Source organism: Streptomyces noursei (genome assembly GCF_001646665.1).
Classification (GTDB): Bacteria; Actinomycetota; Actinomycetes; order Streptomycetales; family Streptomycetaceae; genus Streptomyces; species Streptomyces lavendulocolor.
This window is the reverse complement of sequence record NZ_LWBU01000280.1, coordinates 98,548-112,735: the sequence shown is the minus strand read 5'-3', so window position 1 is coordinate 112,735 and position 14,188 is coordinate 98,548. Positions and strand designations below refer to the sequence as shown.

At 69.9% G+C, this 14,188-nt stretch carries 12 protein-coding genes and 1 riboswitch; of the genes, 2 read left to right on the top strand and 10 right to left on the bottom strand.

Going from position 1 to position 14,188, the window contains the following annotated elements; all coding sequences use genetic code 11:
• Positions 1-120: 120 nt before the first annotated feature.
• From A4V12_RS21665 to ctaE, 6 genes are all read right to left on the bottom strand, one after another.
• A complete protein-coding gene (locus A4V12_RS21665; RefSeq protein ID WP_064071071.1) occupies positions 121-1,479 on the bottom strand; it encodes an aminotransferase class V-fold PLP-dependent enzyme in 1,359 nt (452 codons plus the stop codon).
• Between the two features lie 164 nt (positions 1,480-1,643).
• Positions 1,644-1,761: riboswitch (SAM riboswitch) on the bottom strand.
• 191 nt (positions 1,762-1,952) lie between these two features.
• Entirely contained in the window at positions 1,953-3,044 is a 1,092-nt protein-coding gene (gene trpD / locus A4V12_RS21660) for an anthranilate phosphoribosyltransferase (RefSeq protein WP_064071070.1), read from the bottom strand.
• Positions 3,045-3,206: 162 nt separating this feature from the next.
• The gene (qcrB, locus tag A4V12_RS21655; RefSeq protein ID WP_064071069.1) at positions 3,207-4,838 is read right to left on the bottom strand and encodes a cytochrome bc1 complex cytochrome b subunit; all 1,632 of its coding nucleotides are present in this window, start codon (positions 4,836-4,838) and stop codon (positions 3,207-3,209) included.
• On the bottom strand, positions 4,835-5,884 hold the full coding sequence (gene qcrA, locus A4V12_RS21650) for a cytochrome bc1 complex Rieske iron-sulfur subunit (RefSeq protein ID WP_064071068.1): 1,050 nt from the start codon (positions 5,882-5,884) through the stop codon (positions 4,835-4,837). Before qcrA ends, qcrB begins: the two co-directional genes overlap by 4 nt.
• Positions 5,881-6,690, bottom strand: a complete 810-nt coding sequence (gene qcrC, locus A4V12_RS21645) for a cytochrome bc1 complex diheme cytochrome c subunit (protein WP_064071067.1) — start codon at positions 6,688-6,690, stop codon at positions 5,881-5,883. The genes qcrA and qcrC overlap by 4 nt, the downstream gene beginning before the upstream one ends.
• Positions 6,691-6,764: 74 nt before the next feature.
• Entirely contained in the window at positions 6,765-7,385 is a 621-nt protein-coding gene (gene ctaE, locus A4V12_RS21640) for an aa3-type cytochrome oxidase subunit III (protein ID WP_064071066.1), read from the bottom strand.
• Positions 7,386-7,583: 198 nt separating this feature from the next.
• On the opposite strand from ctaE, the gene A4V12_RS21635 reads away from it, so the two are divergent.
• Entirely contained in the window at positions 7,584-7,985 is a 402-nt protein-coding gene (locus tag A4V12_RS21635) for a response regulator transcription factor (protein ID WP_064071065.1), read from the top strand.
• A gap of 70 nt (positions 7,986-8,055) precedes the next feature.
• Here the strand turns inward: A4V12_RS21635 and A4V12_RS21630 are convergent, their stop codons facing one another.
• The 4 genes from A4V12_RS21630 to ctaC form a co-directional block, all read right to left on the bottom strand.
• A complete protein-coding gene (locus tag A4V12_RS21630; RefSeq protein WP_064071064.1) occupies positions 8,056-9,297 on the bottom strand; it encodes a L,D-transpeptidase in 1,242 nt (413 codons plus the stop codon).
• Between the two features lie 137 nt (positions 9,298-9,434).
• On the bottom strand, positions 9,435-9,833 hold the full coding sequence (locus A4V12_RS21625) for a cytochrome c oxidase subunit 4 (protein WP_064071063.1): 399 nt from the start codon (positions 9,831-9,833) through the stop codon (positions 9,435-9,437).
• Complete coding sequence (ctaD, locus tag A4V12_RS21620) at positions 9,830-11,578, bottom strand: aa3-type cytochrome oxidase subunit I (protein WP_064071062.1); 1,749 nt, start codon at positions 11,576-11,578, stop codon at positions 9,830-9,832. The genes A4V12_RS21625 and ctaD overlap by 4 nt, the downstream gene beginning before the upstream one ends.
• Entirely contained in the window at positions 11,575-12,546 is a 972-nt protein-coding gene (gene ctaC / locus A4V12_RS21615) for an aa3-type cytochrome oxidase subunit II (RefSeq protein WP_064071061.1), read from the bottom strand. The genes ctaD and ctaC overlap by 4 nt, the downstream gene beginning before the upstream one ends.
• A 260-nt stretch (positions 12,547-12,806) precedes the next feature.
• Here ctaC and A4V12_RS21610 point away from each other — a divergent pair, with 260 nt between their 5' ends.
• The gene (locus A4V12_RS21610) at positions 12,807-14,186 is read left to right on the top strand and encodes a cysteine desulfurase/sulfurtransferase TusA family protein (protein ID WP_064071060.1); all 1,380 of its coding nucleotides are present in this window, start codon (positions 12,807-12,809) and stop codon (positions 14,184-14,186) included.
• Positions 14,187-14,188 lie beyond the last annotated feature (2 nt).

Sequence of the window (14,188 nt, the reverse complement as noted above, 5' to 3'; positions counted from 1 at the left end):
TGCCTCCGCGTGCTCCGGCTCGCGCGCGCCCGCGGCGGGCGGCGGCGGGGGCCGCGGCCGGCACGCGCCGGCCGCCGTGCCCGCCCCGCCGGCCGTGCGCTCACCCGCCCCGCGGTGACGTCAGCCGCGGTCCGGCACGCAACGCCCGTCCTCCGTGCGGTACTTCCACCGCGCACCGTCCCGGACGAGCTCCTTCACGGCCCGTACGAACCGGTCGACGTGCTCGTCCGGCGTGCCCGCCCCGAAGCTGACCCGGATGGCGTTGAGGGAGGTGGTGCCCCCGTCCGGCGCGCCGCACTCGCCGACGTCCTGCGGGTCGCCGCCCAGCAGGGTGCGCACCAGCGGGTGGGCGCAGAACAGTCCGTCGCGGACCCCGATGCCGTACTCGGCCGACAGGGCGGCCGCGAAGTGCGAGCTGTTCCAGCCGCGCACGACGAAGGAGATGACACCGACGCGCGGCGCCTCGTCGCCGAACAGCGACAGCACCTTCACCTCGGGGACGCCGGCGAGCCCCTCGCGCACCTTGGCGACGAGGTACCGCTCGCGCGCCACCAGGTCGTCGAACCCGGCCTCGGCGAGCGCCTTGCAGGCCGAGGCGATGGCGTACACGCCGATGACGTTGGGCGAGCCGGCCTCGTGGCGGGCGGCGGTGGTGTGCCACTCGACGTCCACCCCGCCGTCGGCGCGCCGCGCCACCTTGCGGGACGCGCCGCCGCCGGCCAGGTACGGCTCGGCCTCGCGCAGCCAGTCGGCCCGCCCGGCGAGGACGCCGGAGCCGAACGGGGCGTACAGCTTGTGCCCGGAGAAGGCCACCCAGTCGACGTCCAGGTCCCTCACGGAGACCGGGTGGTGGGGCGCCAGCTGGGCGGCGTCCAGGACGATGCGGGCGCCGTGGGCGTGCGCGGCGGCGGCCAGCTCCCGTACCGGCCAGAGCTCCCCCGTCACGTTCGACGCACCCGTCACGCAGACCAGCGCCGGACCGTACGGGTCACGGTCGGCGAGGGCCCGCTCCAGGGTCGTGACGGCCTCCCCGGGCGTACGGGGCGCGTCGAGGTAGGTGACCCGCGCGTTCCCCCAGGGCAGCAGCGAGGCGTGGTGCTCGGTCTCGAAGACGAACACCTGGCAGCCGGCGGGCAGCGCGGCGGCCAGCAGGTTCAGCGAGTCGGTGGTCGACCGGGTGAAGACGACCTGGTCGGCCTCCCGGCAGTCGAGGAACTCCGCCACCGCGGCGCGGCTGTTCTCGAACAGGTCGGTCGACAGCTGCGACAGGTACCCGGCGCCCCGGTGCACGCTGCCGTAGTACGGCGCGTACGCGGCCACGTCGTCCCACACCCGCTGGAGGGCCGGTGCGCTGGCGGCGTAGTCGAGCGCGGCGTAGGTGACCTCGCCGCCGGTGACGAGCGGCACGGTGACGTCCCGGCCCAGGACGGGCAGCGGGGCACAGACGGACTGGTCGGCGGCGACGGCGGTGACAGACATGGCGAACTCCCGTACAGGGCAGGCGAATTCGTCGCGCGGAGGCACGGGGGGTGCGGCGCGGCGTAAGGAAGGAGGGTGTGCCGGAGGAGGGGCGGAGACGCCCTATCGCATTCGCTTGCTCACGAGACTGCTCCCTTGAGGACCAGGACCCCAGGGTGTGCAGGGGTCCGCGCTTGCCGCCGGCTTCGCCGCCGACGGCCTGGTCTTCACCCGGGGCACCCCGCCACGGACGGAGGGTTGCCGGACAGCGGGCCGGGGCCGTGGTCGCTGTCACTCATGACCTGCCGAGAAGTTAAGCCACGTGATCGCCCGCGCGCAACCCGTGTCCGGATGCCGGGACACCGTCCCACCATCCGGCATGGAGGTCCTCGGGGGCGGGGGCGCCCGTGCGGGGCACCCCGCCCCCGAGGACGCCCGTGGGGGCGGCGCCCACCGGGCACCGCCCCCACGGGCGATCAGGGGCCGCGGCCCGCCTACGCGTTGCTCGCCGCCACCCAGCGGTCCAGCGCCGCCCGCGCCGCACCGGAGTCGACCGACTCGGCCGCCCGGGCGATGCCCTCCGCGATCCGCTCCACCAGCGGGGCGTCCGACGGCTCCAGCGCGACCAGCGCCGCCGCCGCGTTGAGCAGCACCGCGTCCCGCACGGGACCGGTCTCGCCGGCCAGCAGCCGCCGGGCCACGTCCGCGTTGTACGAGGCGTCCGCGCCGCGCAGGGCCTCGACGGGCACCAGGCCGATGCCCACGTCCCTCGGATCGAAGGTCTCCTCGCGCACCGCGCCGTCCCGGACGATCCACACCTTCGAGGTGGCCGTGGTGGTGAGCTCGTCCAGCCCGTCGTCACCGCGGAACACCAGCGCCGAGGAGCCGCGCCCGGCGAGCACCCCGGCCATGATGGGGGCCATCCGGGCGTCGGCGACCCCGGTCGCCTGGGCCTGCACGCGCGCGGGGTTGGTCAGCGGGCCGAGGAAGTTGAACGTCGTCCGGATGCCGAGTTCCTTGCGGGCGGCCGCCACGTGCCGCAGCGCCGGGTGGAACTTCACCGCGAAGCAGAACGTGATACCGGCCTCCTCCGCCACCTCGGCGACCCGCCGGGGCGTGAGGTCGAGGTTGACGCCCAGCTTCTCCAGCACGTCCGAGGAACCGGAGGCGGAGGAGGCGGCGCGGTTGCCGTGCTTGACGACCTTGGCGCCGGTACCGGCGACGACGATCGCGGACATGGTCGAGATGTTGACGGTCCTGGCTCCGTCGCCGCCGGTGCCGACGAGGTCGACGGACGGGCCGGGCACCTCGATGAGGTTGGCGTGCGCGTACATGGCGCGCACCAGGCCGGTGATCTCCTCGACCGTCTCGCCCTTGGCGCGCAGGGCGACCGCGAAGCCGGCGATCTGGGCGTCGGTGGCCTCGCCCCGCATGATGCGGTCCATCGCCCAGGCCGTGTCGTCGGCGCTCCGGTCGCGCCCCTCCAGCAGGGCGTTCAGGACCTCGGGCCACGAGCGGCCCGCCGCGATGTCGCTCCCCCTCGCTTCGCGGGGGGCTCCCCCACCAGCGGGGTGCACAGCGCTCATGGCCGCTCCTGGTGTCGTCGTGACGTCCGTACGGGGCGTACGGGGATCACCACCACCTTATCGACCCCCGGGCACCGCGAAGAGCCCCGTCCATCGAGTGGACGGGGCTCTTCGTGGTGTGGCGACCTCGGGTCCCCCGGGGTACACCCCGGGGGCGGGTGATCAGTGGTGGCCGTGGCCGCTGGTGATCTCCTTGTACTCCTCGGCGGTGGCCTTGGGAACCTGGTTCCCCTCGCCGTAGTAGCCCTTGCTGAGCTTCGCCCGGAGCTTCTCCGTACGGGTCGGCTTGCGCTCCACGCCGTTCTCGTCGACCGTCGGGCCGATCTCGGCCGGCGCGTACTGCTCGTGCGCGGTGAGCGCGTGCAGCTGGGCCTGGCTGAGGGGCTCGTGGATCTCGACGAACTCACCGTGCGGCAGGCGCTTGATGATGCCGGACTCGCGTCCGTGCAGCACCTTGTCCTTGTCGCGGCGCTGGAGGCCCATGCAGATCCGCTTGGTGACGATGAACGCGATGACCGGTCCGAGGAAGAAGAAGATCCGGACGAACCAGGTGATCGAGTTGATCGACAGGTGGAAGTGGGTGGCGAAGATGTCGTTGCCACCACCGATCAGCATGACCATGTAGCCGGTGACCCAGGCGACACCCAGCGCGGTCCGGGTCGGCGCGTTGCGCGGCCGGTCCAGCAGGTGGTGTTCGCGCTTGTCGCCGGTGATCCACGACTCGATGAACGGGTAGAGCGCGATCGCGGCCAGCATGATGCCGAAGACGACCAGCGGGATGAGCACGCCCAGGACGAGCGTGTGGCCCCACAGGTTGATCTCCCAGCCCGGCATGACACGGACCAGACCCTCGGCGAAGCCCATGTACCAGTCGGGCTGGGCGCCGGTGGACACCTGGTCCGGGCGGTACGGGCCGAGGGCCCAGATCGGGTTGATCGTGAACAGCGCGGAGATGATCGCGATCACACCGAAGACCAGGAAGAAGAAGCCTCCGGCCTTCGCCATGTACACCGGCAGCAGCGGCATGCCGACGACGTTCTTGTTCGTCCGGCCGGGGCCGGGGAACTGCGTGTGCTTGTGGTAGAAGACCAGGATCAGGTGCGCCACCACGAGGCCGAGCATGATGCCCGGCAGCAGCAGGATGTGGATCGAGTAGAACCGGGCGATGATGTCGTGGCCCGGGAACTCCCCGCCGAACAGGAACATCGAGATGTACGTGCCGACGATCGGCATGGACAGGATCGCGCCCTGGGTGAAGCGGACACCGGTGCCGGAGAGCAGGTCGTCCGGGAGCGAGTAACCGGTGAAGCCGGTGAACATGCCGAGGACGAACAGCAGGAAGCCGAACAGCCAGTTGATCTCACGCGGCTTGCGGAACGCGCCGGTGAAGAAGACGCGCATCATGTGCACGAACATGCCCGCGAGGAAGACCACCGCGGCCCAGTGGTGGATCTGCCGGATGAGCAGGCCACCGCGGACGTCGAAGCTGATGTCCAGGGTCGAGGCGTACGCCTCGGTCATGCGGATGCCCTGCATCGGCACGTACGAGCCGTGGTACTCGATCTCGTTCATGCTCGGGTGGAAGAACAGCGTCAGATACACACCCGTGAGGATGATGATCAGGAAGCTGTAGAGGCAGATCTCACCCAGCATGAAGGACCAGTGGTCCGGGAAGATCTTGCGCATGTTGGCCTTGGCGAGGCCGTAGATCCCCAGCCGGCCGTCGGCCCAGTCGGCGACCCGCTCGCCGGCGGGCGCCTTGCGCTTGGCGTCGCTTGCGGTCGTGGTGCTCATCCGCGCTCCCAGAATGCAGGGCCGACGGGCTCGGAGAAGTCGCCGAGCGCTTGGAGGAAGCCCTCGTCGTCTACGCCGATCCGCAGCTGCGGGAGGGCGTGCCCGGCCGGGCCGAAGATGACGCGGGCGCCGTCGGAGAGGTCGAAGGTGGACTGGTGGCACGGGCAGAGGACGTGGTGGGTCTGCTGCTCGTACAGGGAGATCGGGCAGCCCACGTGGGTGCAGATCTTCGAGAAGGCGACGATGCCCTCGTGCGACCACTCCAGCTCGCGCTTGTCCTTGATGTCCTCCGGCTGGATCCGGACGATCATCAAGGCGTCCTTGGCGATCTTGTTGTTGAAGTCGTGGTCGGACTCCTCCAGGCCCTCGGGCTTGGCGAAGGTGAGCGAGCCCACCGCGACGTCCTCGGGACGCAGCGGCTCATTGGTGTTCATGTTGATGAGCTGCTTGCCCTCGCTCCACCCGGTGTGGAAGAGCTTCTTCTCGGGCAGCGGGCCCAGCTCGCGCAGGAGCACCACGCCGGAGAGCGGCACCATGGCCAGCGCGCCGAACATGGTGTTGCGGATCAGCGGGCGGCGGCCGATGGCCGACTCGCGCGCGCCGTCCGCGAAGTCCGCCATGACCTTGGCCTTGACCTCGGGCGTCGCCTCGATGGCGTGCCGGTCGTCGGCCATCTCCTCGTCGGACATCAGGGTGCGGGCCCAGTGGACCGCGCCCGCGCCGATGCAGAAGAGCGCGAGGCCCAGCGTCAGACCCAGCGACAGGTTGGTCGCGCTGACGTGACCCAGCGGCCAGACGTAGACGATCTTGTCGACCGGGAAGATCACGAAGGAGGCGATGAAGCCGATCGTGGCCAGCATCGACAGCGTGAACAGCAGGGCGACCGTGCGCTCGGAGCGCTTGGCGGCCCGCTCGTCGATGTCCTGGATGCGCGGCTTGTGGGGCGGCAGCCCCGGGTCGGCGAACGGGTGCTCCGCCACCGCCGTGCCGTGCGTGGTGGCCTGCTCGTGCGGCAGGTCTGCTTCTGAAATCTCTTGGCTACTCATGACTTCTTGGCCTTAGCGGTGTGGGCCGCGACCCAGACGGCGACAGCGATCAGGGAACCCAGACCGAAGATCCATCCGAACAGGCCCTCGCTGACCGGGCCCAGACCGCCCAGCGCGAAGCCGCCGGGGGTGGCGGTCTCGTCACCGTTCACGGTCTTGATGTACGCGATGATGTCCTTCTTCTCCTTCTCCGGCAGCGTGGTGTCGGGGAAGGACGGCATGTTCTGCGGGCCGGTCTGCATGGCCTCGTAGATGTGCTTCTCGCTCACGCCTTCGAGGCTGGGGGCGTACTTGCCGTGCGTCAGGGCACCGCCCTCGCCGGTGAAGTTGTGGCACTGGGCGCAGTTGGTGCGGAACAGGTCGCCACCCTTGGCGATGTCCGCGCCCTCCGGGCTGTACTGCTTCTCGGTCGGCGTGATCGGACCGGCGCCGAGCGACGCGATGTACGCGGCCAGCTGGTCGATCTCGGCCTGCGAGTAGATGTTCTTCTTCTTCGGCACCTGGGCGCCGGGCTGCTGCGCCGGCATGCGGCCGGTGCCGACCTGGAAGTCCACGGCTGCGGAGCCGACGCCGACCAGGCTCGGGCCGTCAGTGGTTCCCTGACCGCCGGTTCCGTGGCAGCTGGCGCAGCCGACGGTGTAGAGCTTCTTGCCCTCCTCGATGGCGAGGGACTGGGCGGTTTCGTCTGCCTGCGCCTTGCCCGCGGGCGCGAACGCGGCGTACAGCCCCCCAGTGGCCGCCAGCGCGAGGAGTAGGACGACGACCGCCGCCAGCGGATGGCGTCGTCGTGCGGAGAGCTTTTTCACGGATTACCCCGGTGTCAGGATCTTCTGCGTCGGTGCTTGCTGGATGTGTCGGGTGTACCTGAGGTACGGCCCGACTACTTGATCATGTAGATCGTGGCGAAGAGGCCGATCCAGACGACATCGACGAAGTGCCAGTAGTAGGACACGACGATGGCGGCGGTTGCCTGCTCGTGAGTGAATCTCTTGGCCGCGTAGGTACGGCCGAGGACCAGCAGGAAGGCGATGAGACCGCCCGTCACGTGCAGGCCGTGGAAGCCGGTGGTCAGGTAGAACACGGAGCCGTACGGGTCCGACGAGAGCGAGAGGCCCTCGTGCTTCACCAGCTCGGTGTACTCGAAGACCTGGCCTCCGATGAAGATCGCACCCATCACGAACGTGATCACGAACCACGTGCGGAGCTTCTTCACGTCACCCCGCTCGGCGGCGAACACGCCGAGCTGGCAGGTGAGCGAGGAGAGCACCAGGATCGTGGTGTTGGTAGCCGAGAACGGGAAGTTCAGCGTGTCGGCTTTCTCTGCCCAGAACTCGGCACCCGTCACCGATCGCAGGGTGAAGTACATCGCGAAGAGGGCCGCGAAGAACATCAGCTCGGAACTCAGCCAGATGATGGTTCCGACGCTGGTGAGGTTCGGCCGATTGACCGACGGGTGCGCGTGCCCGGTTTCTACTGTCGTTGCTGTCGCCACGACCGACATTATGTCGGTCGCTTATCCCGCCCTCACTCCGGGGGGTGCCGTTCGGTGTGTTGGTGGGTTCCGTCCAGCCCGAACGGCCCATCGGAAGGGGCTCGAAGGGGTGTCCGAACCGGTGTGGAGGGGCGGTGGGGAGGAGTAGCATCCGGCGCATCGGTACCTGCCTTCCTGCCCCATGCCGCCGACGTACTCGGAGGAACAATGCAGTCGAGCGCCACCGTCCTGGTCTACAGCGACGACGCCAACACCCGCGAGCAGGTGCGGCTGGCGGCCGGGCGCAGGCCCGCGTCCGACGTTCCGCCGGTCGAGTACGTCGAGTGCGCGACGCTCCCGGCCGTGCTGGAGCGGCTGGAACTGGGCGGTGTGGACGTCTGCGTCCTGGACGGCGAGGCGGTGCCGGCGGGCGGCATGGGCGTGTGCCGGCAGATCAAGGACGAGGTCTTCCGCTGCCCGCCCGTGCTGGTGCTCATCGGGCGCCCCCAGGACGCCTGGCTGGCCACCTGGAGCCGCGCGGACGCCGCGGTGACCCTCCCGGTCGACCCGGTGGAGTTCGCGGACGCCCTGGCGGGCCTGCTGCGCAGCCGGCTGGCCGTGGAGGCGTAGCTCTCGGCGGCCCGAGGCGGCCCGGTCCGCCTCCGGGGCACGGCCCGGAGGCGGCAGGCGGAACCGGGCCCTAGAAGGCCGGCCGGAGCCTCATCTGCTCGGTGCGGGGGGCGTCGGCGCGGGCGGCGCTGCCCGCCTGCCACTTGTCCCAGGGCAGGTTCCAGTCGCCGAAGCCGTTGCCGAAGTGGTCCATCTCCTTGCCCTCGCTGTTGATGACGTGGACCAGGTCGCCCGGGCGGACGTTCTCGTAGAACCAGGCGGCGTTGCTGGTGGACATGCCGGTGCAGCCGTGGCTGACGTTGGCGGACCCCTGCGACCCGACGGACCAGGGGGCGGCGTGGACGTACTCGCCGCTCCACGTCACCCGGGTGGCGTAGTACACCGGCAGGTCGTACGACTCGCTGCTGCCCGCCGCGATGCCGACGGTGGTGCTGCGCATCCGGACGAAGTACTCCTTGCCCAGCACCACTTTGATCCCGTTACGGGTGGAGAAGCCCGGTTTCCCGGTGGTCACCGGAATGGTGTTGATCACCTTTCCGTTCCGCTTGACCGTCATCCGGTGGCTGCCGGCGTCCGTGATGGCCTCGACGCGGTCGCCGATGCTGAGGTTCAGGGACTTGGCCGAGCCGCCGTAGAGGTCGCCCGCGACCCTCACGCCCGCGAGATTGCCCGTGACGGTGACGGACGCGCCGACGGGCCAGTACTCCTTCGGGCGATAGTGCAGCTTCTTGTCGTCGACCCAGTACCAGGCGCCCGTCACCGCGGGCGTGGAGCGCACCTTCAGGGAGCGCTCGACGGCGGCCCGGCCCTCCTTGGTGGTGACCGGGGCGCTGAGCTCCGCCGTGATGGGCTGTCCGACGCCGTACTTGCCCGCCTCCGGGCCGAATGCGACGTTCAGCACCTTCTTCGCCCGGGCGGTCTCGAAGGTGAGCGTACGGGCGCCGGGAGCGCCCTTGCGGTCCTCCGTGGCGACCCTGACGGTGTAGCGGGTCCCGGCCACCAGAGGGGCCGTGGAGCGCCAGCGGCTGCCGTCGGCGGACAGTTCGCCCGCGAGGTAGTGCCCGGCCGTGTCGACGGCCGTGACGTCCGTGATGCGGCCGTCCTTGCCCTTGGCGGTGACTTCGAGCGGCTTGTCGAGGGCCGCCTTGGCGGTGCCGGACGGGGCGTTGAACGCGACCTGGCGGGCCGCGTCGTACGGCTTGGTGGACAGGGGGTGGCCGTCCGGACCACCGCACGCGGTCGCACTCGCGCCGACGGCGGCGACCAGCAGGGTGCAGCTTGTGGCGATGCGCATGCGGGGCGTGTTGCTCATAACCACACCGTAGGAAGGTGTGATGGCAGCGGCACGCCGGATGACTCCAAAAGGATGACTTCGAAAGAGGGGCCCGGTGACCTCCGTACGGAGGTCACCGGGCCCCTTGCCGGGCGCGGCCCGCGGGCCGCCCGGTCCTACTGGTTCTGGTTCTCGCCCCGGTAGTACTCGAAGACCCATCCCCAGACGCCGATCAGGATCAGCGGCAGGGAGAAGTACAGGAGCCACCAGCCGAGCGCGACGGCCAGGAAGGCGAAGGCACCACCGATCGCCAGGGAGAGCGGCTGCCAGCTGTGCGGCGAGAAGAAGCCGACCTCACCGGCCTCGTCCGCGACGTCCGCCTCCTTGTCGTCCTGCGCCATGGCGTCCACTCGCCGGGCCGTGAAGGCCAGGTAGTAGCCGATCATGATCGACAGGCCGAAGGCCAGGAAGAGCGCCGTCGTACCGGCCGGCTCCTTCGACCACACGCCATAGAGGATCGCCATGGCGAGGATGAAGATGCTCAGCCAGATGAACATCTTGCCCTGGATCTTCACTTGCCGACCTCCTTGCCACCGAACAGCGCGGTGTCCTTCTGCCCGTGGTTCTCGAGCTGGCCGACGGCGGCGATCTCAGGGTGATGCAGGTCGAAGGCCGGGGATTCCGAGCGGATGCGCGGCAGCGTGAGGAAGTTGTGCCGCGGCGGCGGGCAGGAGGTCGCCCACTCCAGCGAGCGGCCGTAGCCCCACGGGTCGTCGACCTCGACCTTCTTGCCGTACTTGGCGGTCTTCCAGACGTTGTAGAAGAACGGCAGGATCGACATGCCCAGCAGGAACGAGGCGATCGTGGAGATCGTGTTCAGCAGGGTGAAGCCGTCGGCGGCGAGGTAGTCCGCGTAACGGCGCGGCATGCCCTCGGCGCCGAGCCAGTGCTGCACCAGGAACGTGCCGTGGAAGCCGATGAACAGCGTCCAGAACGTGATCTTGCCCAGGCGCTCGTCCAGCATCTTGCCGGTGAACTTCGGCCACCAGAAGTGGAATCCGGCGAACATCGCGAAGACCACGGTGCCGAAGACGACGTAGTGGAAGTGCGCGACGACGAAGTACGAGTCGGAGACGTGGAAGTCCATCGGGGGGGAAGCCAGGATGACGCCGGTCAGACCACCGAAGGTGAAGGTGACCAGGAAGCCGATCGTCCAGAGCATCGGTGTCTCGAAGGACAGCGACCCCTTCCACATGGTGCCGATCCAGTTGAAGAACTTCACACCGGTCGGTACCGCGATCAGGAAGGTCATGAAGGAGAAGAACGGCAGCAGCACACCGCCGGTGACGTACATGTGGTGCGCCCACACCGTCACGGACAGGCCGGCGATCGCGATGGTCGCGGCCACCAGGCCGATGTAACCGAACATCGGCTTGCGGCTGAAGACCGGGATGATCTCCGACACGATGCCGAAGAACGGCAGGGCGATGATGTACACCTCTGGGTGGCCGAAGAACCAGAAGAGGTGCTGCCACAGCAACGCGCCGCCGTTGGCGGGGTCGAAGATGTGGGCGCCGAACTTGCGGTCGGCCTCCAGCGCGAAGAGCGCGGCGGCGAGGACCGGGAAGGCGAGCAGGACCAGCACACCGGTCAGCAGCACGTTCCAGGTGAAGATCGGCATGCGGAACATCGTCATGCCGGGTGCGCGCATGCAGATGATCGTGGTGATGAAGTTGACCGAGCCGAGGATCGTGCCGAAGCCGGAGAAGGCCAGACCCATGATCCACATGTCGGCGCCGACGCCCGGCGACCGGATCGCGTCCGACAGCGGCGTGTAGGCGAACCAGCCGAAGTCGGCCGCACCCTGCGGGGTGAGGAAGCCGGCCACCGCGATGAGCGAGCCGAAAAGGTACAGCCAGTACGCGAACATGTTCAGCCGCGGGAACGCCACGTCGGGCGCGCCGATCTGCAGCGGCATGATCCAGTTGGCGAAACCGGCGAACAGCGGCGTCGCGAACATCAGCAGCATGATCGTGCCGTGCATCGTGAACGCCTGGTTGAACTGCTCGTTCGACATGATCTGCGTACCCGGACGGGCCAGCTCGGCGCGCATGAAGAGCGCCAGCAGACCGCCGATGCAGAAGAAGACGAACGACGTGACCAGGTAAAGCGTGCCGATGGTCTTGTGGTCGGTGGTGGTCAGCCACTTCACGACCACACCGCCGGGGTGCCTGCGCCGGACGGGCAGCTCGTTCTCGTACGGCTCACGCGAGCCGTCGGCTGCCGTGGCGGCACCCTGAGGTTCGTTGAGGATGCTCACAGTTGGTTGCTCTCCGAGTTCCTGGCCGAGTCGGTGATCTCCATGCCCGCCGGGATGTAACCCGTCTGCCCCTTCTCGGCCAGCTCCTTCAGGTGCTGCTGGTAGCGCTCCGGGGAGACGACCTTGACGTTGAAGAGCATCCGGGAGTGGTCGACGCCGCAGAGCTCGGCGCACTTGCCCTTGAAGGTGCCCTCCTTCGTCGCGGTCACTTCGAAGACGTTCACGTTGTGACCGGGGAAGACGTCCTGCTTGAACAGGAAGGGGACGACCCAGAACGAGTGGATGACGTCACGCGAGGTCAGGATGAACCGGACCTTCTCGCCCTTCGGCAGCCACAGGGTCGGGCCCGGGTTGCCGTTCTGCGGGTTCCGCGTGCCCGGGATGCCGTAGTCGTAGACGCCCTCGGCTCCCTGGGGGAACTGCTTCTGGTACTTGTCGGGGATGACGGCCAGTTCCTTGGCGGGCGCGTTGCCCGTGTCGGCCTTGCCGTCGACGTTCTCGATGTAGTTGAAGCCCCAGCTCCACTGGTAACCGACCACACCGATGGTGTGGGTCGGCTTGTCCGAGAGGGCCAGGAGCTTCGACTCGTCGCGCGCGGTGAAGTAGAAGAGCACCGAGACGATGATGAGCGGGGTCACCGTGTACAGCGCCTCGATGGGCATGTTGTACCGGGTCTGCGGAGGAACCTCGACCTTGGTGCGGCTACGCCGGTGGAAGATGACGCTCCACAGGATCAGGCCCCAGACCAGCACGCCCGTGGCGAGCGCAGCCGCCCACGAGCCCTGCCAGAGGGAGAGGATCCGCGGGGCCTCCTCCGTCACCGGGGTGGGCATACCAAGGCGGGGGAAATCCTCCCAGTTGTACGAGCAACCGGTGGCGGTAGCCAGGATCAGGCCCGCAGTCAGCACCTGCGGCAGCTTCCGCCGCATCGGGCGCCGCGACGAGCGGTCGGAGCCGTTGGGACTCACGTAGCGCCTTCCCGAGAGTCTCGCCCGCGCGGTCGGCTGCGGCCGTCACGCTGGTCGGTCGCCGGCCCTGACGCGGGCAGGGGTTTGGATGTTTATGCGGACCAAACCCTACTGGACGCTATTTGGGGTCGCGCGGGGAGGGTGCCCAACGCGCCGCAGGGCACCCCGAAGGGGTGTTCCGGGCCGGAATTCCGGGGGCCCGGCGGGCTGCCGTCCCGGTCGGCGGCCGTGTTCGGGTCCCGCGGAGTTAGCGTGGCCGTGTGCCCTACTTCGATTCCGCTTCCGCCGCCCCGCTCCACCCGGTCGCCCGCCAGGCCCTGCAGGCCGCGCTGGACGAGGGGTGGGCCGACCCCGCCCGCCTGTACCGGGAGGGACGGCGTGCCCGGCTGCTGCTGGACGCGGCGCGGGAGGCCGCCGCGGAGGCCGTCGGGTGCCGTCCCGACGAGCTGGTGTTCACTCCTTCGGGGACGGCGGCGGTGCACTCCGGGGTTGCCGGGGCGCTCGCCGGGCGCCGGCGGACCGGTCGGCACCTGGTCGTGTCGGCGGTGGAGCACTCGTCCGTGCTCCATTCGGCCGCCGCGCACGGGGCGGCCGGCGGGACGGTGACCGAGGTCCCGGTCGACCGGGGCGGGCGGGTGGCGCCGGACGCGTACGCCGCCGCGCTGCGGGAAGACACGGCGCTCGCCTGCCTCCAGTCGGCCAACCACGAGGTGGGCACCGAGCAGCCGGTGGCCGAGGTGGCGGCGGCGTGCCGGGAGGCGGGCGTGCCGCTGCTGGTGGACGCCGCCCAGTCGCTGGCGTGGGGGCCGGTGGCGGGCGACTGGTCGCTGCTGGCGGCGAGCGCCCACAAGTGGGGCGGCCCCGCGGGGGTCGGGCTCCTGGTGGTGCGCAAGGGCGTGCGGTTCGCGCCGCAAGGACCGGCGGACGAGCGGGAGTCGGGGCGCTCGGCCGGGTTCGAGAACATCCCGGGCATCGTCGCGGCGGCCGCCTCGCTGCGGGCGGTGCGCGCGGAGGCGGCCGGGGAGGGCGCGCGGCTGCGGGAGCTGGTGGAGCGGATCCGGACGCGGGTGCCGGAGCTCGTGCCCGATGTGGAGGTGGCCGGCGATCCGGTGCGGCGCCTCCCGCACCTGGTGACCTTCTCGTGTCTCTATGTCGACGGGGAGGCGCTCCTGCACGAGCTGGACCGGGCCGGGTTCTCCGTCTCCTCCGGTTCGTCGTGCACGAGTTCGACGCTGACGCCCAGCCATGTGCTGCGCGCGATGGGGGTGCTGTCGGAGGGCAACGTCCGGGTGTCGCTGCCGCCCGGTACGGCGGAGGCGGACGTGGACCGGTTCCTGGAGGTGCTGCCGGGCGTCGTGGCGGGGATCCGGGAGCGGTTCGGCGCGCCCGCGTCCGGGCCGGCGGCCGGGGGCGACCGGTCGCTCGTGGTGGACGCGCTCGGCAGACGGTGCCCGGTCCCGGTGATCGAGCTGGCCAAGGTGTTCGGCGACGTCCCGGTCGGCGGCACCGTGACGGTCCTCTCCGACGACGAGGCGGCCCGGCTGGACATCCCGGCCTGGTGCGGGATGCGCGGCCAGGAGTACGTGGGCGAGCGTCCGGCGGAGCGCGGTACCGCGTACACGGTCCGCCGGACGTCGTAGGT